Below are 18,633 nucleotides of genomic sequence, written 5' to 3' on the forward strand. Positions count from 1 at the left end.
GGCCGCCCCGCCGCCCCCTGCCGGTCACCCGCCCGCACGGGGTTCCTCTCGCTCATCCGTGCCTGGGGCCCCGGGCGCGGGCCCGGGGTCACTCGTGCTGGAACTCCTCTATGACCGTGGCGCCCAGCTCGCGGACGATCAGGTCGTGCCCGGAGAGGACCGACTCGTCGAGGTCGGGGTCGTCCTCGGCGGGCATGTCCTCCTCGACGCCGACGTAGGACCCGGGGCCAGAGCCAGGGCCGGGTCCGGTGGCCTGGGCCGGGGGTGCCTCGGCGGGCGGAGCGGACGGCTCCGCGGCCGGAGCGGACGCCGGGGAGGGCGCGGGGGCGGCGGGCGCGGGCGCCGCCATGCCGTCCCGGACACCGCCGCCGGGGCCGCCGCTCTGTGGAGCGGACGGAGAGGACGGAGAGGACGGAGCAGGGGCCTGCGGGGGCGGTGCGGGGGCCTGAGGTGCCGCGGGGGCGGCGGCGGGCGGCGCGTACGCCTGCTGCGGGCGCCCCGGGCCGCCGGGGCCGGGCCCCGCCGGACCGCCAGGACCGCCGGGTGCGGCGCCGCCGCCACCGGGACCGCCGGTGCCGCCCGACGGGTCGACGATGGCCTCGACCTTCCACTGCACGCCGAGCGCGTCGCTGAGCGCCTGGCGCAGGACCTCGTCGCTGCCGCCGTTGGCGAAGCTGTCCCGCGCGCCCGCGTTGGAGAACCCGATCTGGAGGGTCGTGCCGTCGAAGCCGACGACCTGGGCGTTCTGGCTGAGCAGGATCCAGGTGAAGCGCCGCCGGTTCTTCACGGCCTCCAGGATCTGCGGCCACATCTGCCGCACCTGCGAGGGATCGCCGGACACCGCCGGGTTCTGCACCTGGGCCGGGGCCGGTGAGGCGGACGGCGGAGGCGGCGGTGCGGAGGGCTGCGGCGCGGCTGCCTGCGAGGGCGCGGCGGTGGGCCACGCACCGGGCCGCGAACCGCCACCGGCGCCACCGCCACCACCGCCGCCGGGAGCGGCGGCGTCGGGCCAGGCCCCGGGCCGGTGACCACCGGACCCGGACTGGGGGGCGGCGGCCTCGGGGGGGCTCTCGGGCGCGGGAGCGGGGGCGGGCGCCGGGGCAGGGGCAGGGGCTTCCGCGGGGGCCGGAGGAGCCGGTGCCGGAGCAGCCGGGCCCGGAGCGGGGGCGGCGGGGGCACCGACGGGGTCGGCAGGAGCAGCGGGAGCGACGGGAGCAGCGGCGGCAGCGGCAGTGGCGGCGCCCAGCGCGGCGCCGCGCTCCAGCCGGTCGAGCCGGGCCTGGACGGACCGCTCGTCGCCGTACGTGGCGGGGAGCAGCACGCGGGCGCAGATCAGCTCCAGTTGGAGCCGGGGGGAGGTGGCACCGCGCATCTCCGTGAGCCCGGTGCTCACGAGGTCGGCTGCGCGGCTCAGCTCGGCGGCGCCGAACACCGACGCCTGCGCCCTCATCCGCTCCACGACGTCACCGGGCGCGTCGATGAGGCCCTTCTCCCCCGCCTCGGGAACGGCGGCGAGGATCACCAGGTCGCGCAGCCGCTCCAGCAGGTCGGCGACGAAGCGCCGGGGATCGTTCCCGCCCTCGATGACGCGGTCGACGATCTCGAAGGCCCGCGCGCCGTCCCCGGAGGCGAAGGCGTCGACGACATCGTCGAGAAGCGCCGCATCCGTGTACCCGAGCAGGGCGGTCGCCATGGGATACGTCACACCGTCCTCGCCGGCTCCGGCGAGCAACTGGTCCATGACGGACATGGAGTCACGCACGGACCCGGCCCCCGCCCGTACGGCCAGCGGCAGCACGGCGTCGTCCACGGGGATGGCCTCGCGCTCGCACACCTCGGCCAGATAGTCACGCAGCGTCCCGGGCGGCACGAGCCGGAACGGATAGTGATGGGTCCGCGACCGGATGGTCCCGATGACCTTCTCGGGCTCGGTCGTGGCGAAGATGAACTTCAGGTGCTCCGGCGGCTCTTCGACGACCTTCAGCAGGGCGTTGAACCCCGCCGGGGTGACCATGTGGGCCTCGTCGACGATATAGATCTTGTAACGACTCGACGCGGGGCCGAAGAACGCCTTCTCCCTCAGCTCGCGGGCGTCGTCCACACCACCGTGCGAGGCGGCGTCGATCTCGATCACGTCGATCGAGCCCGGCCCGTTCCGCGCGAGGTCCGTGCACGACTGGCACTCCCCGCAGGGCGTGGGCGTCGGCCCCTGCTCACAGTTGAGACAGCGGGCGAGGATGCGGGCGCTGGTCGTCTTGCCACAGCCGCGCGGGCCGCTGAAGAGATACGCGTGGTTCACGCGGTTGTTGCGCAGCGCCTGCTGAAGCGGATCGGTCACATGCTCTTGCCCGATGACCTCGGCGAAGGTCTCGGGGCGATAGCGGCGGTACAGGGCGAGGGACGACACACCCCCGACGATATAGGGGACCGCCGACAAGTGGCCCCGGTCACACAAACGCCCCTCACGCACCCGCCAGAGCCAACCTACCCTTGCTGCCTTCCGGCCCTGGGGGAGTTCAGTCAGATAGCGCCACGTGAGGGGCTGGCCCCAACCCTACCCGATCCCGACCGGCGGCTACGAGTTCGCGAGCACTCCTCGGAGTCTTGTATTGTTTGCGGCGGAGGATTCGCCTAGTGGCCTAGGGCGCACGCTTGGAAAGCGTGTTGGGGGCAACCCCTCACGAGTTCGAATCTCGTATCCTCCGCCCAGCCTCACCGGGCTGTCACGTAGGGCCCCACCGTTTCGGCGGTGGGGCCCTACGTCGTTTCGGGGGTCTGTGGGGTGGGCTCGGGGTGGATGTGGGTGAGTTTTTCCGGGTTGGTGACGATGTAGACGGCGGAGACCTGGTCGCCTTCCGGGGTGAGGTCCATGACCATCACGGCGAACGGGGAGTCGCCGGTGAACAGCACCGCGGCGTCGTCGCCGTTCACGCGCCGGTGGTGGACATCCATGTCCTCGGTGCGTCGGCCGGCGTAGCCCGCCAGCAGGCGGGCGGCCTTGTCGCGGCCGCGGACCGGACGGAGGCCCGCCGCCCGGCGTGCGCCTCCGCCGTCGGTCCAGACCGTCACGTCCGGGGCGAGGATCTCCATCAGGGAGCCGATGTCGCCGCCGAGGGCCGCCGCGACGAAGCGTTCGGTCGCCTGCCTGCGGACGCGGGGGTGTGCCCGGAAGCGGGGGCGGCGGGCGTGGACGTGGGCGCGGGCCCGGCGGGCCACCTGGCGTACGGCGGCGTGGCCGCGGCCGAGGATGTCGGCGATCTCGGTGTGCGGGTAGCCGAACACCTCGTGCAGGACGAACACCGCGCGTTCCAGGGGAGTGAGGGTCTCCAGGACGACCAGCAGGGCCATGGAGACCTCGTCCGCGCGCAGCGCGTGATCCGCCGCGTCGGGGGCGGGTCCGGCGGCGGGTTCGGCGGCGGCCTCGGCGCCGACCAGCGGTTCGGGCAGCCAGGGGCCGACGTACGTCTCGCGACGGCGGGCGACGAGGGCCCGCCACGCGAGCGCGTGATTGACGGCCACGCGTACGAGATAGGCGCGCGGGTTGTCGACCCCGGCCGTGGACCGGCGGTTCCTGCCGGACCACGACAGCCAGGTCTCCTGGAGGACGTCCTCGGTGTCGGCGACGGTGCCGAGCATGTTGTAGGCGAGGGAGAACAACAGCTCGCGGTGGGCGAGGAAGTGGCGTGTCGCTGCGTCGTCGCCTGTCGGTTTCATGGAGGGGCGCCCTTCTGTCCGGTGCTTCCCCATAAGAGGGGCGCGGCGGCGGGAATGTGACACCGCGCCTCCGCACGTCTCCCGGTGGTCCCCTTGGGCGCCTGGTCATTTCTTGGCGCCGAACGCCTCCTGGCGCAGGACGTCGAGCGTGCTCGGGGTGCCCCGCGTCGTACGGACATCGACGAAGGCGCGGACATGGCCTTCGCCGGTCGCCTCCGCCAGCATCGCGTCCGCCAGGTCTGCGCGCGAGGTGAACCGTCCGGGCAGGCGCGCGGTGGCGACGCGGTAGTCGCTGACGTCGTCGGTGTCGAAGAGACCGGCGGGGCGTATGACCGTCCACGCGTGGTCGCTGCGGCGCACGATCTCCTCCATGCGCCGCATGTCCTCGTACACCGTGCGCCCGAGGGTGCCCGCGATCAGGGGTTCGAGCACCTTCCTGAAGAAGAAACCCTCCTCCGGTACGGGGGCGCCGAAGAGCACGGTCGAGGTGACGGCGACCAGCCTGCGTACGCCGTGTTCCGTCATGGCCCGGCCGATGTGGGCGGTGCCCTCGGAGTACACGGTGACGGGCTTCCGGCCGTACGGCGCCCCGAGTGCCGAGAGGACCGCGTCCTGCCCGGCGACGGCGCGTTCGACGGCGGCGGGGTCGCGTACGTCCGCGCGTGCGACGCGGAGGCGTGGGGCGTCCAGGGGGAAGCCCCCGGAACGGCGGGTGACGGCGGTGACCGTGTGCCCCTGGGCGAGCGCCCGCGCGGTCACCTGGCGCCCGGTCGGGCCGTTCGCTCCGAATACGACGAGCTTCATGTGCCGTTCCCTTCTCTCCTGTTGGCGGTTCGCCGTTCGCCAATCAGGAGGGCCGGGCGGGAGCGAGTGTGACATCGTGCGCGGAGTGCCGAAGAGTTGGCAGTGTCAGATTTTCTCCACAGATTTCAAACCGGCTGTGTCCAGCGGGATTCTTCCGTCGTACGGTCGGACCATGTCCGCAGCCGAGCACACGACCACCGCCTCGCTCTCCCTGCGTCAGCGGCGTCGGGCCGTCGCCACGCAGGAGATCCTGGAGGCCGCCGAGCGCCATGTCACCGAGCACGGGCCGCACGCGCTGTCCCTGCGGGCCGTCGCCCGGAGCCTCGGCATGACCGTGCAGGCGCTGTACCACTACTTCCCGAACCGGGACGCGCTCGTCACGGCGCTCATCGCGCAGGCGTACGACGACCTGGCCGACGCCACACAGGCGGCCGTCGACTCCTTGCCGGAGGGGGAGGGGGAGGGAGACGGTGAGGGCGAAGTGCCCCGGCTGGTGATCGCGGCCGAGGGGTACCGGCAGTGGGCCATCGACAATCCCGAGCGCTTCCAGCTCATCTTCGGCGCCCCGCTGCGGCATTACGAGGCACCGGTCGAGGGCCCGACCACGCACGCGATGCGGCGGATCAGCGCGATATTCGAGCAGGAGACGTTCGGCGGGTTCACGGCGGAGCAGTTGGAGGCCGCCGACGTCCACGCGCTCTCCCCCGGGCTGCGGGCCCACCTGGGCGGGCTGCCGTCGGCCGGGATGGGGAGCATGCCGCCCGCCGCGATCACGCTCCTCCTGAGCGCCTGGGGCCATATGCACGGTCTCGTCGTGCTGGAGGTGTTCGGCCACGGATCGTTCCTCGGCGGCCACCAGCCCGAGATCTTCCGCCTGTCGATGCGGAACATGCTCGCCGACATCCACCGCCGGATCCCCCGCACGGCCACTCCCCGTACGGACACTCCTCCCGTGGACGCCGTATGACCGTGGGGGACGCCGTATGACCGTAGGGGAGCACGCGCGGCTGTGGACCGCGGCGGGGAACGCGCGGGTGGAGCTGCTGGCCGCCCGCTTCGAACGGTTCGCGTTCGACCGGCACAGCCATGAACAGCTCTCCGTCGGTGTCATCGAACAGGGCGCGGAGGGGCTGCACATGGCCGGAGGGACGGTCGTCGTCCCCGCCGGGGAGCTGGTCGTGCTCAACCCCGGGCAGGTGCACACCGGGTTCGCCGCGGAGGAGTCGGGCTGGCGGTACCGGATGTTCTACTTCGACACCGGCATGGTCGAAGAGCTGGCCCGCGCGCATCTGGGGGCCGGGAGCGTCTGGTTCCCGGACACGGCCGTACGGGACTCCGGGCTGTTCGAACGGCTCCGGCGCGTGCACCGCGAGCAGGAACGCGCCGGTGATCCCCTCACCGCCGAGTCCCTGCTGCTCGACGGTCTGGGCGCCGTGCTGCGACGGCACGCGCGTACGGGCCGCGTCCGCCGGCCCGTTGCGGGGCGCGCGGTGGGCGACCGTACGCCGCGCGCGCTCGACCGCGCGCGGCAGGTGCTGCACGACCGGTGGACCGAGCCCGTCACGGTGGCGGAGCTGAGCGCCGCCTCGGGGCTGCCGCGGGCGTCGCTCATCGCCGCGTTCCGGCAGGCGTACGGACTGCCGCCGCACGCCTATCTGTTGCGGCTGCGCGCCAACCGCGCCCGGCGGCTGCTGCTCGCCGGGCGGCGTCCCGTAGACGTGGCCGCCGTCACCGGGTTCGCGGACCAGGCGCATCTGACCCGGGTGTGCAAGCGGTACTTCGGGGTCACGCCGGGTGCCATGGCCGCGCCGGGCGCACGCCCCGCGCTCCCGCGCTGAGTCCTCCCGTCCGACTTTCGTTCAAGACCGGCCGCCGCGCGTACGGCGAGTCTGTGCCTGCCCGTGCCGTGCCCGTTTCGTGCCCGTGCACAGGGCGGACGGCGATGGCGGACGGCGAACGGAAGGCGGCGGTTTCGGTGGTGTGGGCCTGGGCGGTGTCTCCGCTCGTGATGGTGCTGGGAGTGATCGCGGGGCTGCGGCGGCCCGCGTACTGGGCTGCCGGGGCCGGTGTCGCGCTCGCGGCACTGTTGATCTGGTGGCTGCCGGAGTTCGCGCTTCCGGACGGCGCCGCAGACGGGGCGGGAGGCGCCGGGCTGCTCGTCCTCAACGCCGCCGCGGTGATGCTGCCCGGCGTCCATCTCAGCCAGGTGCTCACCCGGCGCGGCGTCCACGGCGCGCTACGGGAATGGGTGCGCGAACTGCCGTTGCCGGGGCCCGCGAAGATCGCCCTGGTGGTCGCCGGGATCGCGCCGACGGTCGAGGCGTTGACCGGGTTCGGGGTGTCGCTGCTGGTCACCGTGCCGGTGCTGCTCGCGTTGGCGCCGCCCGCGACCGCGCTGCGGCAGGCCATGCTCGGCATGAACGTCATGCCGTGGGGCACTCTCGGTCTCGCGACCGTGATCGGCGCCGCGCTCACCGGGACCGGTACGGCGGAGCTGGGCACCGCGACCGCCGTGACGAGCGCCCTCGTCTTTCCGCTGATGACCGTATGGGCGGCGCTGCTGGCCCGGCCCCGGCGCCGCTTCCTCGCCGCCCTCGTGGCGGCGGGCGCGGGCGGCACGCTCTCCCTCGGCCTGCTCGCCCTCAACCTCGCGGGCGCGGTCCAGCCCGCGGGCGTACTGGCCGGGTTGTGCACCACGGCGCTCGGGCTGACGCTGTGCGCCGTACGGCGCCGGGACCGCGCCGGGCGCGGAGGCGGGCACGGTGCCGGGCACGGAGATGGGCGCGGAGGCGGACGGCTCGTTCCGCCGCGCGTCGTCCTCTCCGCGTACGGGCTGGTGCTGGGCGGCATCGCCCTCGCCCGCGCGGCGACGGCGGCCGGAGTGCCCCCGCTGGAACTGCACGCGGGCGGCGCGGGCTTCGCGCTGCTCTCCTCGCCGGGTCTGCCGCTGCTGGCCGCCGCGCTGGTGCTGGACAGGGGGCGCCTGCGCGGTGGGGACGTGCGTGCCGCGTTCGGGCGCGTGGGACGGCCGTTGCTCGCGCTGACGGGGTTCGTCGTGCTCGGCCGGCTGATGGCGGACAGCGGCATGATCGGCGAGCTGGGCGCGGCGGTCGCCGGGGCCCCGCCGCTGGTCACGGCCGTGGCCGCACCCGCGCTCGGCATGCTCAGCGGCTTCCTCACCGGTTCGAACGTCGGTGGCAACGCGCTGATGATGCCGCTCCAGCAGCGCCTCGCGCCGGACGGCGCCGGGCTCGACACCTGGTTCGCCGCCCTCCAGAACAGCGCCTCGGGCCACGCCGTCTTCACCTCGCTGCCAATGATCATGCTGATCCTCGCCGTCGCGGGCGACAGCCTTCCCTCGCGCCGGTCTGCGGGCCCGGATGCGGACGTGGCGGAGCACACCCTGCTGCGTTTCGGCCTCGGCGTGGCCGTCGGGGTGTACGCCGTCCTCGCCGCGACCGCGGCGTTCCTGGTCCTGCTCCACGGGGGCTGACGTCGCCTGACGTCGCCTGACGCGGTCTGACCCGGTGCCTGGCGCGTATGTGCGGCGACCGGCCCGGAGGACGATGCGGGACGATGCCTGATGTGCGAGACGACGAGGCCCGGAACGGTGCGACGGGCGGGGCGAGGGACGGGGCGGGGAACGAGGACGTCGGCGCGGCCCTGCGAGAGGCGGCCCGGCACGGTCCGTTCTTCGCGCTGAGCGTCGGGCGGGTCGGGCGTGAGGGGGCGCCCGTCTCGTCCCCGGGCTGGCGACCGCTCGCGCGCTCCGGACCCGACGTGCTGCGGCCCGTGATCCGCTCGTACGCCGCGAAGCTCCGCACCGACGAGCCGCGCGTCGCCGCCTCGATCCTCTTCCAGGCACTCGCCGCCCGGCTGTGGACGCCGGTGCTCGCGACGGCCACGGGGCCGCAGCGCGTCGTGCCCGATCTCGCGGAGCTGCGCTGGCGGTACGCGGAGGAGGACGGCATCTCCCTGTGGCTCCCGGAGCCCTTGCCGTACGTACGGGGAAGCGGTCCCGCCGGGCCCGTCGCGGCGCTTCACGACACGGTGGTCGACGCGCTGCTGCGGCCTCTGGCCGGGGCCTTCACGGCGACCGTGAAGATCGCCGAGCCGCTGCTGTGGGGCAACGCGGCGTCCGCCCTCGCCGGCGCGGTGCACACCTCCCCGCGCCGGGAGCGTACGGCCACGCTCGTACGCGCCGTGCACGCCCTCGAACCGCTGCGGGACAGCGGCGAATTCACCCCCGGCGGCTACCTCCGCCGGAGCTGCTGCCTCTACTACCGGGTGCCGCCCGGCGGCGCCAAGTGCGGCGACTGCGCGCTGCGCACGTAGGAGGACCAGGGCTCAGCGGCGTTGCTGGTCGAGCGCGGTCCGGAGCGTCTCGCTTATGTCGTGGAGGGCGTCGAGCTGCTCGGGCGAGAGGGCGTCGAAGAGGCATTCGCGGACCTCGTTGACGTGCCCGGGCGCGGCCCGTACGAGCGCGTCGTACCCGGCGTCGGTGAGCTGCGCGACGGCGGCGCGGCGGTCGCCGCCCGCGATGCCGCAGCGCGACACGTAGCCGAGCTTCTCCAGGGCCGCGACGGCGTGGGACAGACGGCTGCGCGAGGAGTTGCACAGTTCGGCGAGGCGGGTCATGCGGAGGGAGCGGCCGGGGCTCTCGGAGAGCATCACGAGGATCTCGTAGTACGCCACGGGCATGCCCGACTCGGCCTTGAGCTGACGGTCGATACGCGCCTGGAGCGCAAGGCTCGCCGCCATGTACGAACGCCAGATCTGCTGCTCACGGGGGGTGAGCCAGCGGGTCTCAGCGGGGTTTTCCATGGCTCCAGAGTACACAATGGTTGAGGATTCAACATCATCGCGTTATGGTTGTTGAAAGCTCAGCTAAATGAGCGCCGCCTGACCCGGTCCGGTCCCCCGTCCGGTCGGGCAATATCGGGCACGGGGCACACCGCCCCGGGCACCGGACACCCCGTCGAGCAGCTCTAGGAGCCACCGATATGTCCACTCCCACAGCAGCGTCCATCCCCGGCTACACGACCGGCACCTGGGCCATCGACCCGATCCACTCCGAGGTCGCCTTCTCCGTGAAGCACCTGGGCATCGCCAAGGTCCGCGGCCGGTTCGACGAGTTCGAGGGTCAGATCGTCACCGCCGAGGACCCGCTGGACTCCACCGTCACCGCGACCATCCGCACCGCCTCGGTGTCCACCGGGAACGAGCAGCGGGACGAGCACGTACGGACGGCGGACTTCCTGAACGTCGAGGAGGCCCCCGAGATGACCTTCCGCTCGACCGGCCTGCGGGCGAACGGCAGCGCCGGGTTCCAGGTCGACGGCGAGCTGACGCTGCGCGGCGTCACCCGCCCCGTCACCCTCGACCTGGAGCTGAACGGCTTCGGGCAGGGCATGGAGGGCAAGCCCGCCCTCGGCCTCTCCGCGAGCACGGAGATCAGCCGTTCCGACTTCGGCGTCACGGCCGGTCCGGCGAGCGCCGTCGTCGGCGACACCATCAAGATCACGCTGGACGTCGAGGCGAACCAGGTCTGAGACCGCCGGTCTGAGACGGCCGGTCCGAGACGGCCGGTCTGAGACGGCCGGTCTGAGACGCTCGCACATCCGGTTGAGCGTCGGCGTCATGTCGGGCCCGTACGCGGACGAGTTGACTGATCCGCATGACAGACGACATGACGCAGAACATGAAGCAGAACGCCCCGCACGGCACCGCAGACGTACGGAAGACGCTGGTCATCGGCGGCACCGGCAAGTCCGGGCGCCGGGTCGCCGAGCGGCTGGCCGCGCGCGGAGTGCCGGTGCGCATCGGCTCGCGCACCGGTACGCCCCCCTTCGTCTGGGAGGACCCGGACACCTGGGGCGCGGCACTCGACGGCGTGGGCGCCGTCTACGTCACGTACTACCCGGACCTCTCCTTCCCGGGCGCCGCCGAGCAGATCGGCGCGTTCGCGAAGCTCGCGGTCTCGCGGGGCGCCGACCGCCTGGTGCTGCTCTCGGGGCGGGGCGAGGAGGGCGCGGTCGTCAGCGAGAACGCGCTGAAGGAATCCGGCGCCGACTGGACGGTCCTGCGCTCCAGCTTCTTCGCCCAGAACTTCAGCGAGGACTTCTTCCTGGAGCCCGTACGCGCGGGTGAGATAGTGCTGCCGACCGCCGACGCGGTCGAGGCCTTCGTCGATCTCGACGACCTCGCCGACGTCGCCGTCGCGGCGCTCACCGACCCCGCGCACGCGGGCAGGACGTACGAGCTGTCCGGCCCGCGCCTGCTCGGCTTCGGCCAGGTGGCCGAAGAGCTCAGCAGGGCGACGGGCCGCGGGATCCGTTACGTGCCGGTCTCCAAGGAGGAGTACCGCGCGGCCCTCGAACAGCAGGGCCTGCCGGGCGAGTTCGCCGAGCTGTTCGAGAGCGTGCTGGACGGGCGGAACGCCCACCTCGTGCCCGGCGTGCGCGAGGCCCTCGGGCGCGAGCCGCGCGATTTCGCGGACTACGCGCGCGAGGCGGCGGCCACCGGTGTCTGGTCGGATCAGGAGGGCTGAGCCTCTATGGCCCAGCGGCCGACCTCGCGGTAGGCCGAGTCGTAGATGACCGAGCCGTCGCCCGGCTTCAGCTCGTAGTGGTGGAGGTTGCCGCCCCAGTACCGGAGGATCCGGCCCAGCTCACGAGCGGCGTCTCCCTCGGACAGCGCGTCGTCCATGTCGACTTCGAGTGAGAACTTCATGGCTTCAATTCTTTCATTGAAGTTCCTTTAGAGACTTTTCCGGAGCGAGGAACGGAATTTCTCCGGGATTGCTCGGTGGTTGCTCGGAGAAGTCTCAAATCCCGTGGAGAGCCCGCTGCTCCGGGACGGGGTGGGCCGTGGGGTGGGGTGGGGTGGGGTGGGCTGGGGTGCGGCGGGACGAGGCAGGCCGAGGGCGGGCCGGGCCGGGTGGGGGGGCCGGTGTGGGCCCGAGTGGGACGTCGCGCGCGGTCATCGTTGGCCGGGTGGCCGGGAGTTCTGGCCAGTCGGCAGAGGCGGCGGACCGGAAGGCCCTCGTACGCTCGAAGAATGATCGACGGGAGTGGTGTCACGGGCTTCGCACCGCGGTCGCTGCTGCCGGGCGAGCTGGCGGCGGCGAGCGTGGGGGCGGGGGTGAGCGGCCGGAAAGTGCGGCGGACGTTCCGGGACGGAGTGGTGGACGGGCTGCTCTTCATCGGCGCGGTGATGGTGGGCCTGGTCATGCTCGGCACCGGCCAGAGCACCAGGGGCGTGCCGCCGTGGCTCCAGGAGCTGGACCCCTTGCTGGGCGCGATCGCGTGCCTCGCGCTGTGGTGGAGGCGGCGCTTCCCCCTCGCCGTCACGCTGATCGCGCTTCCGGCGATCTCGATGTCCACCAGCGCCTTCGGAGCGGGCATGGCCATCATCGCCAACCTGGCGATACGGGTCCCGTGGGACCGCTCGATCCCCGTCCTCGGCCTCTATCTGGCGTCCTCGGTCCCGAATCTGCTGATCGTCTCCGTCCCGCGCGGCGACGTCGGGCTGACCATAGCGTTCACCGTCGCGTATTACCTGCTGTTCTTCGCCTGGGGCAGCGCCCTGCGGGCCCGGCGGCTGCTGGTGCTGAAGCTGCGGGAGGAGGCGGACAGGGAGCGCGCGGACCATGCCCGTCGTCTGCGGGACGCCCGCAGGGCCGAGCGGCGCGCGATAGCCCGCGAGATGCACGACGTGCTGGCCCATCGGATATCCCTGCTCTCGGTCCACGCGGGCGCCCTGGCGTACCGCAGCAAGCAGGCGGACGCGGGGACGGCGCCGGCCCTCAGCGACGCCGAGGTCTCCGCGAGCGCCCAGGTGATCAGGGGAAACGCGCATCAGGCGCTGGAGGAGCTCCGCGAGGTCCTGCACATACTCCGCACCGAGGGCGGCGAGGAAGGAGACGGCGGCACACAGACGGACGGGACAGAGGGCACCGCGGCGCCGCAGCCGCGACTGGAGGACATCCGGCACCTGGTCGAGGAGGCCCGGGCGGCGGGACAGCCGGTCGAGTTCCGCGACGAGGAGCTGAGAGCCGGCGAGCTGCCGCCCCGCCCCCAGCAGCAGCGGACGGTCTACCGAGCGGTGCAGGAAGGACTGACGAACGCGCGCAAGCACGCGCCCGGAGCCAAGGTCACGGTCCGGCTGGGCGGCGGCCCCGGCGGGGAGCTGACGGTGGAGATCAGCAATCCACTGCCGTCGGGCTCGCCGGGCTCGCCGGGAGGCTCGTCGGCCCCGGGCATCCCGGCCCCCGGCATCCCGGGCGCGGGCGCGGGGCTGACCGGACTGAGCGAGCGAGTGGAGCTGGAGGGCGGAGTCCTGGAGCACGACGGGGCGGACGGCGTGTTCACCCTCCGGGCACGGCTACCGTGGCCCGCGAGGTGAAGCCATGATTCGCGTACTGCTGGCCGATGACGATCCGTTGGTCCGCGCCGGGCTGAAGTTGATGCTGCGGGGCGCCGACGGCATCGGGGTCGTCGGCGAGGTCGAGGACGGCGCGAGCGTGGCGGAGGCCGTGCGCGAGCTGACGCCGGACGTCGTGCTGATGGACATCCGGATGCCGGTGCTCGACGGGATCGCCGCGACACGGGCCCTGGCCCAGGCGCGTGCCGCCGACCAGTCGGCGCCTGCCCCGCAGGTGATCGTGCTGACCACCTTCGACAAGGACACCACCGTGTTGGAGGCGATGCGCGCCGGGGCCGCGGGCTATCTGCTCAAGCACACCGAGCCGGAGGAGATCGTCGAGGCGGTGCGCAGCGCCGCGAAGGGGAGACCCGCGCTCTCCCCGTCCGTGGCCCGCACCCTGATCGACTACGCGGCAGGGGGTTCCGGTACCCGGGCCGAGGAGGCCCGGGCGCAGCTCGCCCAACTCTCCGGGCGCGAGCGGGAGATCGCCGGCACCGTAGCGGAGGGCCTGTCCAACAGCGAGATCGCCGAGCGCCTCCATCTCTCGCCGGGGACGGTCAAGGCCCACCTCTCCAGCGCCCTCGCCAAGCTCGGGCTGGACAACCGCATCCAGCTCGCGCTCCTGGCGCACGACGCGAGCGAGCGCTAGGGACCGGGAGCCGAGGGACCGAGGGGCGGGGTGGCCGCGTCAGTCGCCCCCGCCCCCGCCCCCGCTCCCGCCCGCGCCGGAGCCCGCGCCCGCGCCGGAGCCGCGGTCCGCCTGGGCCGGTACGGCCAGTGCCGCCAGTACCGCCGTCGTGCCAAGCGCCGCGCCCCCGGCGAGCGCCGCACGCCGCCGTCGCTGTCCCCGTCGCTGTCCCGGCCGTTGTCCCCGTCTCTGTCCCCGTCGCCCGTCCATGTCCAGACCGCTCCCGTAGTCGTACTGTCTCTTGATCCGTCGGCAGGAACGCTATGAAGATCGGCAGCCGCCCACGAGGGGCCTGGGTGCCGGGCGCGGGGTGGTGCTCGCCGAACCTCGCCCGGGGGGTGGGGGGGCTACGGCGTGCCTCTCCGGTCTGGTGGCGCGGCCGTGCGCTGGCCGATGATGTTCCGGTACGGCCGAGGGCCGTGCTGACCATGCGCCGTGTGCGCGAATTGGGGTTCTGGAGATGGGGGTTACGGCATGGACAGGCGCGGCTTTCTGAGAGGAGCGGCGGTCCTTCCGGCGACGGGTCTGCTGGCGTACGCGGGGGCGGGGACGGGACTCGCCGCGGCCCCCGCCAAGGCTCCCGGGAGAGCGGCCGCCGGGCCGCAGGACTGGATGGCCGGGCTGGACGCGGCGACGCCGCTGCGCACGCTGTCCATTCCGGGTACGCACGACGCGGGCGCGCGGTTCGGCGGACCCTGGGTCGAGTGCCAGGACACGTTGATAGCGGACCAACTCGCGGCCGGGGTGCGCTTCCTGGACGTGCGGTGCCGGGCGATCGACGGGGTGTTCGCCATCCACCACGCGGCGTTCTTCCAGCACCTGATGTTCGGCGACGTGCTCATCGCCTGCCGCGACTTCCTCGCGGCGCACCCCGGCGAGACCGTGCTGATGCGCGTCAAGCAGGAGTACTCGGAGGAGAGCGACGCCGAGTTCCGCCGCATCTTCGACATCTACCTGGACCAGAAGGGCTGGCGTTCCCTCTTCCACCTCGGCGGCACGCTCCCGGCGCTCGGGGAGGCGCGCGGCAAGGTCGTGCTGCTCGCGGACAACGGCGGGCTGCCGGGCGTGCGCTGGGCCGACCCCGCGGTGTTCGACGTGCAGGACGACTACCAGGCGGAGCCCTTCGCGAAGTACCCGAAGATCGAGGACCAGTTCCGCGAGGCGGCGGACAGCCCCGGACCGTTCTATGTGAACTTCGTCAGCACGGCGGCCGGGCTCCCGCCCAAGTGGAACGCCGACCGGCTCAACCCCCAGGTCCGCGCCTTCCTCGACGGGCCCGAGATGGCGGGGAGGACCGGGCTCGGCATCGTTCCCATGGACTTCCCGCAGTCCGAGCCGGGTCTGATCGCCTCCGTCCTCAAGCACAACCCGGGAGCTGAATGACCATGCGTATCGGCCTCTACCTCGCCCACCCCCGCCCCGGAAGCTTCAACCACGCCCTGTTCGAGGCCGTCGCCGACGAGTTGGGGGCGCGGGGACACGAAGTGCGGGCGCACGATCTGCACGCCGAGGGCTTCGACCCCGTCCTGCGCGCAGACGAGACGGAGACCGTCGACGCGGCGTCGGACGCGGCCGCCTCCCCCGACCCCCAGGTCGCCGCGCACCGCGCCGAACTGCCCACGCTGGACGGCCTGGTGTTCGTCCACCCCAACTGGTGGGGCATGCCGCCCGCGCTGCTCACCGGCTGGACCCAGCGCGTCCTCGTCCCCGGCGTCGCCTACAAGCTCGGCACCGCCGACGGCGAGCCCGTCGGCCTCCTCAAGGCGGGCCGCGCCCTCGTCCTCAACACCTCCGACACCCCGGAGGCCCGCGAACGCGAGGAGTTCGGCGACCCGCTCCAGCACATCTGGGCCGCCTGCGTCCTCCCCTACACCGGCGTCACCCACGTCCGCCGCACCGTCTTCCGTACGGTGAGCGACGCGACACCCGAACAGCGCGCGACGTGGCTCACCCAGGCCCGCGAACAGGCGGCGGAGCTGGTGTCGTAGTCCGGGGCCGGAGCCCGAAGCCCGAAGCCCGGTGTCCCCTGGTGTCCGGGAATGAGGGAAGTGGTCGTCGAATCGGCATATGCGGACTCATGTTCGCTGTGCGGGCCGTCGCCCGCCCTCGACGCCGGAGATCGAGTGCATCGTCGTCGCCGCGTTCGACACGGCCCTCTAGCGCACGCGATACGGGGCGCGGTCCTCCGGAGAGGGCCGCGCCCCGTACGGGCCGGGTGCTGTCAGGTGCCGCTACTTACCGTTCTTGCCGCCCCCTTTACCGCTCTTACCGCCCTTGCCGCCCTTGCCGCCCTTGCCGCCCTTCTCGCGGTCGTTCTCCAGGGCGACGGTGATGCCCTGGGCCGCGTTGTCGGCGGTGATGCGGTACGGGCCCGTGACCGTACGGGACGGCATGTCGTAGCCGTCGGGGACGGCCGTCTCGCGCAGGTAGTACGAGTCCGGCGGCAGTTCCTCGAACGTGCACCGGCCGCGGACGTCCGTGGCGCAGCCGGGGCCGACGCGGGTGTCGGGGTCGCCGCCGGAGGTCTGGAGGCCCGGGCGGCCGTTGGTCTCGCGCCAGGCCTCGAAGACGGCGCCCCGGAGCGGCTTGCCGGTGGAGGCGTCCTTCTTCATCACCGTGAGCGAGCCCTTGGTCTTCGGCGGCTGCGGATCGCTGTGGCAGGTCGGCAGGTCGCCGTCGAACGGGTAGTTGTGGATCTCCTGGCCGCCGCCCCCGGTGGCGCTGGAGGTGTGGGTGAGCGAACCGGCGGTGTAGAGGCGGCCGTTCTGGCCCGGCAGGCTCAGCGTGGTGGTGCTGGACTGGTTGCCGACCAGGACGCTGCCCTGGAACTGGCCCGTGCCCGCCAGGGTGACCTGGTCGGCGTCCGGGAAGTTCCACAGCAGCCGTTCGCGGAGCTGGTTGAAGGGATCGGTGTCGGCGACGCCGCCGCTGTAGGTGTTGATGGTGCGGGGCCCGCCGATGACGTTGACCAGGACCGTGGCTCCGGAGGGAATGCCCGCGAACTCCAGCCCCTGCTGTCCGCCGCCCGGCGCCACCATGTCGAAGTCGACGTTGAAGACCTGGAGGTCGGAGGTGCCGTCGCCGGTGAAGACGGTGGAGCCGCCGGTGTTGACGGCCGTGCCGGTGGCGGGGCGGCCGGAGCCGTTGTCGCCGTACGCGTAGCAGTTGCTGGCGTCCGTGAGCTGGTCGCGCAGACCGGCGTACGGGGCGACCGCGCCCGGGTCCTTGACGGTGCGCCGGGCGAGGACCGTGCCGGTGGCGTCCCCCGCGTGCCGGACGACGCCCTTCTCGGCGAGGAGCCGCTGGCCGTCGGCGATGGAGACGTCGCCGCCGGTGGTGAGCCAGTCCGAGCCGTCGGGCGGCGGGACGCGGGAGCCGACGCCGGCCTCGCCGATGTTGTAGACGGCTCCGCCGCGCGTCCTGTTCATGTCGAACCTGCCGAGGGTGACGACGCGGCCCTCCGTCTCCGCCGCGCCCTCGCGGACGAGGAAGTCGCCGCCGACGAAGACGCTGAGGTTGCTGTCGTGCCCGGCGACGGGCCCGTTGTTGACCGGCGGGAACGGGTCCGGGCAGTCGGGCCCCGCGCACGGGCCGAGCCCGCCGGGGAGCGTGTCGGCGGCGGCCGGGACGGCCGGGGCAAGGGCCCCGAGGCCGCCCAGCGCGAGAACGGCGAGCCCCGCGAGCCCGGTGCGTACGGGCCGGGGCGTCCGGCGGCGTCCGCGGACGGCCGAGAGCCAGGTTGACAGCGTCATCGTGTTCCTCCTGTGACGGCAGGGGCGTGTGGCCCTGCGAAGGGCGTGTGGCCCTGCGAAGGAGGATCGCGCCGCTCGGCCGACGGCCCGGCCAGCGACACCGCCGCGGGGCGGTCACCGGGACGATGATCACCCCATCGGGCCCACCTCCGGTCGCGTCCGGACGGCTCGCGCCCACCGCCTACGCCGCGGCGGGCGGCGTCAGGTCCACCGGCGCCGGGTTCAGCCGGGCGAAGCCCTCCTGGCGCTGGTACGGGAAGTACGGGTACGGCGCGTGCCGGGCGCTCGCGGCGTCGAGGCGGGCGGTCTGCTCGGGGGTGAGGGACCAGCCGACGGCGCCGATGTTCTGCCGGAGCTGCTCCTCGTTGCGGGCGCCGACGATGACGGAGGAGACGGTGGGGCGCCGGAGCAGCCAGTTGAGGGCGATCTGCGGGACGGTCCTGTCCGTCTCCTCCGCGAGCGCGTCGAGCACGTCGACGACGCGGAAGAGCACCTCGTCCTCGACGGGCGGCCCGAACGAGGCGGTGTCGTGGAGGCGGCTCCCGGCGGGGAGGGGCTCTCCCCGCCGGATCTTCCCGGTGAGCCGGCCCCAGCCGAGCGGGCTCCAGACGACGGCGCCGACGCCCTGGTCGAGGCCGAGGGGCATCAGCTCGTACTCGTAGTCGCGGCCGACGAGCGAGTAGTAGACCTGGTGGGCCACGTGGCGGGGGTGGCCGTGCCGGTCGGCGGCGGCCAGGGACTTCATGAGCTGCCAGCCGGAGTAGTTGGAGACGCCGGTGTAGCGGATCTTGCCCGCGCGCACGAGCTGGTCGAGGGTGCCGAGCACCTCCTCGACGGGGGTCGAGGCGTCGTAGGCGTGGAGCTGGAAGAGGTCGAGGTGGTCGGTGCCGAGGCGGCGCAGCGCGTCGTCCGTGGCCTTGATCAGCCGGGACCGGGAGGCGCCCCAGTCGCCGGGGCCCTCGCCCATCGGGAGACCGGCCTTGGTGGAGAGGATCACCTGGTCCCTGCGGCCCTTGATCGCCTGGCCGAGCACCTCCTCGGAGGCGCCGTCCGAGTACACGTCGGCGCTGTCGAACATCGTGATGCCCGCGTCCAGCGCGATGTCCACCAGGCGGCGGGCCTCGCGGGCGTCGGTGTCGCCCCACGCCCCGAAGAGCGGGCCGCGCCCGCCGAAGGTGCCGGTGCCGAGGCTGAGAGCGGGGACCTTGAGGCCGGAGGCGCCCAACTGCCGGTATTCCATGATCGGTT

The 18,633-nt window shown here is 73.2% G+C and carries 17 protein-coding genes, 1 tRNA gene and 1 other RNA gene; 11 read left to right on the forward strand and 8 right to left on the reverse strand.

What is annotated here, in order from left to right; genetic code table 11:
• Positions 1 to 88: 88 nt before the first annotated feature.
• Together ABD343_RS03760 and ffs are read right to left on the reverse strand one after the other, a co-directional pair.
• Positions 89 to 2,407, reverse strand: coding sequence for a DNA polymerase III subunit gamma and tau (locus ABD343_RS03760; protein WP_344523886.1), 2,319 nt, complete (start codon positions 2,405 to 2,407; stop codon positions 89 to 91).
• A 44-nt stretch (positions 2,408 to 2,451) separates the two neighbouring features.
• Positions 2,452 to 2,546, reverse strand: an RNA gene (gene ffs, locus ABD343_RS03765) — signal recognition particle sRNA small type.
• A 74-nt stretch (positions 2,547 to 2,620) separates the two neighbouring features.
• On the opposite strand from ffs, the gene ABD343_RS03770 reads away from it, so the two are divergent.
• Positions 2,621 to 2,705, forward strand: a tRNA-Ser gene (locus ABD343_RS03770).
• A gap of 52 nt (positions 2,706 to 2,757) precedes the next feature.
• On the opposite strand, the gene sigJ is transcribed toward ABD343_RS03770, so the two are convergent.
• Positions 2,758 to 3,714: an RNA polymerase sigma factor SigJ gene (gene sigJ, locus ABD343_RS03775; RefSeq protein WP_344523888.1), complete on the reverse strand. Its 957-nt coding sequence runs from the start codon at positions 3,712 to 3,714 to the stop codon at positions 2,758 to 2,760.
• Positions 3,715 to 3,819: 105 nt separating this feature from the next.
• Complete coding sequence (locus tag ABD343_RS03780; RefSeq protein WP_344523890.1) at positions 3,820 to 4,518, reverse strand: NAD(P)-dependent oxidoreductase; 699 nt, start codon at positions 4,516 to 4,518, stop codon at positions 3,820 to 3,822.
• 172 nt (positions 4,519 to 4,690) lie between these two features.
• On the opposite strand from ABD343_RS03780, the gene ABD343_RS03785 reads away from it, so the two are divergent.
• From ABD343_RS03785 to ABD343_RS03800, 4 genes are all read left to right on the forward strand, one after another.
• Entirely contained in the window at positions 4,691 to 5,485 is a 795-nt protein-coding gene (locus tag ABD343_RS03785; RefSeq protein WP_344523892.1) for a TetR/AcrR family transcriptional regulator, read from the forward strand.
• 16 nt (positions 5,486 to 5,501) lie between these two features.
• The gene (locus ABD343_RS03790) at positions 5,502 to 6,356 is read left to right on the forward strand and encodes an AraC family transcriptional regulator (RefSeq protein WP_344523894.1); all 855 of its coding nucleotides are present in this window, start codon (positions 5,502 to 5,504) and stop codon (positions 6,354 to 6,356) included.
• A 104-nt stretch (positions 6,357 to 6,460) separates the two neighbouring features.
• Entirely contained in the window at positions 6,461 to 8,011 is a 1,551-nt protein-coding gene (locus ABD343_RS03795; protein WP_344523896.1) for an L-lactate permease, read from the forward strand.
• 83 nt (positions 8,012 to 8,094) lie between these two features.
• Positions 8,095 to 8,853 carry a (2Fe-2S)-binding protein gene (locus ABD343_RS03800; RefSeq protein ID WP_344523898.1) on the forward strand — a complete coding sequence of 253 codons (759 nt, stop codon included), beginning with the start codon at positions 8,095 to 8,097 and terminating at the stop codon, positions 8,851 to 8,853.
• Positions 8,854 to 8,865: 12 nt separating this feature from the next.
• Here ABD343_RS03800 and ABD343_RS03805 read toward each other — a convergent pair whose 3' ends face one another.
• On the reverse strand, positions 8,866 to 9,342 hold the full coding sequence (locus ABD343_RS03805) for a MarR family winged helix-turn-helix transcriptional regulator (protein WP_344523900.1): 477 nt from the start codon (positions 9,340 to 9,342) through the stop codon (positions 8,866 to 8,868).
• Between the two features lie 179 nt (positions 9,343 to 9,521).
• On the opposite strand from ABD343_RS03805, the gene ABD343_RS03810 reads away from it, so the two are divergent.
• Together ABD343_RS03810 and ABD343_RS03815 are read left to right on the forward strand one after the other, a co-directional pair.
• Entirely contained in the window at positions 9,522 to 10,070 is a 549-nt protein-coding gene (locus ABD343_RS03810) for a YceI family protein (RefSeq protein ID WP_344523902.1), read from the forward strand.
• A 137-nt stretch (positions 10,071 to 10,207) separates the two neighbouring features.
• Entirely contained in the window at positions 10,208 to 11,068 is an 861-nt protein-coding gene (locus tag ABD343_RS03815; RefSeq protein ID WP_425578099.1) for a Rossmann-fold NAD(P)-binding domain-containing protein, read from the forward strand.
• Here the strand turns inward: ABD343_RS03815 and ABD343_RS03820 are convergent.
• The gene (locus ABD343_RS03820; protein ID WP_344523905.1) at positions 11,056 to 11,250 is read right to left on the reverse strand and encodes a hypothetical protein; all 195 of its coding nucleotides are present in this window, start codon (positions 11,248 to 11,250) and stop codon (positions 11,056 to 11,058) included. The genes ABD343_RS03815 and ABD343_RS03820 overlap by 13 nt on opposite strands.
• Before the next feature lie 327 nt (positions 11,251 to 11,577).
• On the opposite strand from ABD343_RS03820, the gene ABD343_RS03825 reads away from it, so the two are divergent.
• The 4 genes from ABD343_RS03825 to ABD343_RS03840 all read left to right on the forward strand — a co-directional run bounded on the left by ABD343_RS03825 (position 11,578) and on the right by ABD343_RS03840 (position 15,621).
• On the forward strand, positions 11,578 to 12,924 hold the full coding sequence (locus ABD343_RS03825) for a histidine kinase (RefSeq protein WP_344523907.1): 1,347 nt from the start codon (positions 11,578 to 11,580) through the stop codon (positions 12,922 to 12,924).
• Positions 12,925 to 12,928: 4 nt separating this feature from the next.
• Positions 12,929 to 13,594, forward strand: coding sequence for a response regulator (locus ABD343_RS03830; protein WP_344523909.1), 666 nt, complete (start codon positions 12,929 to 12,931; stop codon positions 13,592 to 13,594).
• Positions 13,595 to 14,107: 513 nt separating this feature from the next.
• Positions 14,108 to 15,016 carry a phosphatidylinositol-specific phospholipase C gene (locus ABD343_RS03835; RefSeq protein WP_344523911.1) on the forward strand — a complete coding sequence of 303 codons (909 nt, stop codon included), beginning with the start codon at positions 14,108 to 14,110 and terminating at the stop codon, positions 15,014 to 15,016.
• Positions 15,013 to 15,621, forward strand: coding sequence for an NAD(P)H-dependent oxidoreductase (locus ABD343_RS03840; RefSeq protein WP_344523913.1), 609 nt, complete (start codon positions 15,013 to 15,015; stop codon positions 15,619 to 15,621). The genes ABD343_RS03835 and ABD343_RS03840 overlap by 4 nt, the downstream gene beginning before the upstream one ends.
• Positions 15,622 to 15,864: 243 nt before the next feature.
• On the opposite strand, the gene ABD343_RS03845 is transcribed toward ABD343_RS03840, so the two are convergent.
• Together ABD343_RS03845 and ABD343_RS03850 are read right to left on the reverse strand one after the other, a co-directional pair.
• Positions 15,865 to 17,385: a choice-of-anchor A family protein gene (locus tag ABD343_RS03845; RefSeq protein WP_344523915.1), complete on the reverse strand. Its 1,521-nt coding sequence runs from the start codon at positions 17,383 to 17,385 to the stop codon at positions 15,865 to 15,867.
• Between the two features lie 181 nt (positions 17,386 to 17,566).
• On the reverse strand, positions 17,567 to 18,625 hold the full coding sequence (locus ABD343_RS03850; protein ID WP_344523917.1) for an aldo/keto reductase: 1,059 nt from the start codon (positions 18,623 to 18,625) through the stop codon (positions 17,567 to 17,569).
• Between the last annotated feature and the right edge of the window lie 8 nt (positions 18,626 to 18,633).

It is taken from the genome of Streptomyces albiaxialis, from assembly GCF_039530985.1.
GTDB classification, from domain to species: domain Bacteria; phylum Actinomycetota; class Actinomycetes; order Streptomycetales; family Streptomycetaceae; genus Streptomyces; species Streptomyces albiaxialis.

What these genes read in the sequence shown, in the direction of transcription:
- sigJ (WP_344523888.1), bottom strand. Translation starts at nt 3,714, where the DNA reads ATGAAACCGACAGGCGACGACGCAGCGACACGCCACTTCCTCGCCCAC.
- ABD343_RS03780 (WP_344523890.1), bottom strand. Translation starts at nt 4,518, where the DNA reads ATGAAGCTCGTCGTATTCGGAGCGAACGGCCCGACCGGGCGCCAGGTG.
- ABD343_RS03785 (WP_344523892.1), top strand. Translation starts at nt 4,691, where the DNA reads ATGTCCGCAGCCGAGCACACGACCACCGCCTCGCTCTCCCTGCGTCAG.
- ABD343_RS03790 (WP_344523894.1), top strand. Translation starts at nt 5,502, where the DNA reads ATGACCGTAGGGGAGCACGCGCGGCTGTGGACCGCGGCGGGGAACGCG.
- ABD343_RS03795 (WP_344523896.1), top strand. Translation starts at nt 6,461, where the DNA reads ATGGCGGACGGCGAACGGAAGGCGGCGGTTTCGGTGGTGTGGGCCTGG.
- ABD343_RS03800 (WP_344523898.1), top strand. Translation starts at nt 8,095, where the DNA reads ATGCCTGATGTGCGAGACGACGAGGCCCGGAACGGTGCGACGGGCGGG.
- ABD343_RS03805 (WP_344523900.1), bottom strand. Translation starts at nt 9,342, where the DNA reads ATGGAAAACCCCGCTGAGACCCGCTGGCTCACCCCCCGTGAGCAGCAG.
- ABD343_RS03810 (WP_344523902.1), top strand. Translation starts at nt 9,522, where the DNA reads ATGTCCACTCCCACAGCAGCGTCCATCCCCGGCTACACGACCGGCACC.
- ABD343_RS03815 (WP_425578099.1), top strand. Translation starts at nt 10,208, where the DNA reads ATGACGCAGAACATGAAGCAGAACGCCCCGCACGGCACCGCAGACGTA.
- ABD343_RS03820 (WP_344523905.1), bottom strand. Translation starts at nt 11,250, where the DNA reads ATGAAGTTCTCACTCGAAGTCGACATGGACGACGCGCTGTCCGAGGGA.
- ABD343_RS03825 (WP_344523907.1), top strand. Translation starts at nt 11,578, where the DNA reads ATGATCGACGGGAGTGGTGTCACGGGCTTCGCACCGCGGTCGCTGCTG.
- ABD343_RS03830 (WP_344523909.1), top strand. Translation starts at nt 12,929, where the DNA reads ATGATTCGCGTACTGCTGGCCGATGACGATCCGTTGGTCCGCGCCGGG.
- ABD343_RS03835 (WP_344523911.1), top strand. Translation starts at nt 14,108, where the DNA reads ATGGACAGGCGCGGCTTTCTGAGAGGAGCGGCGGTCCTTCCGGCGACG.
- ABD343_RS03840 (WP_344523913.1), top strand. Translation starts at nt 15,013, where the DNA reads ATGACCATGCGTATCGGCCTCTACCTCGCCCACCCCCGCCCCGGAAGC.
- ABD343_RS03845 (WP_344523915.1), bottom strand. Translation starts at nt 17,385, where the DNA reads ATGACGCTGTCAACCTGGCTCTCGGCCGTCCGCGGACGCCGCCGGACG.
- ABD343_RS03850 (WP_344523917.1), bottom strand. Translation starts at nt 18,625, where the DNA reads ATGGAATACCGGCAGTTGGGCGCCTCCGGCCTCAAGGTCCCCGCTCTC.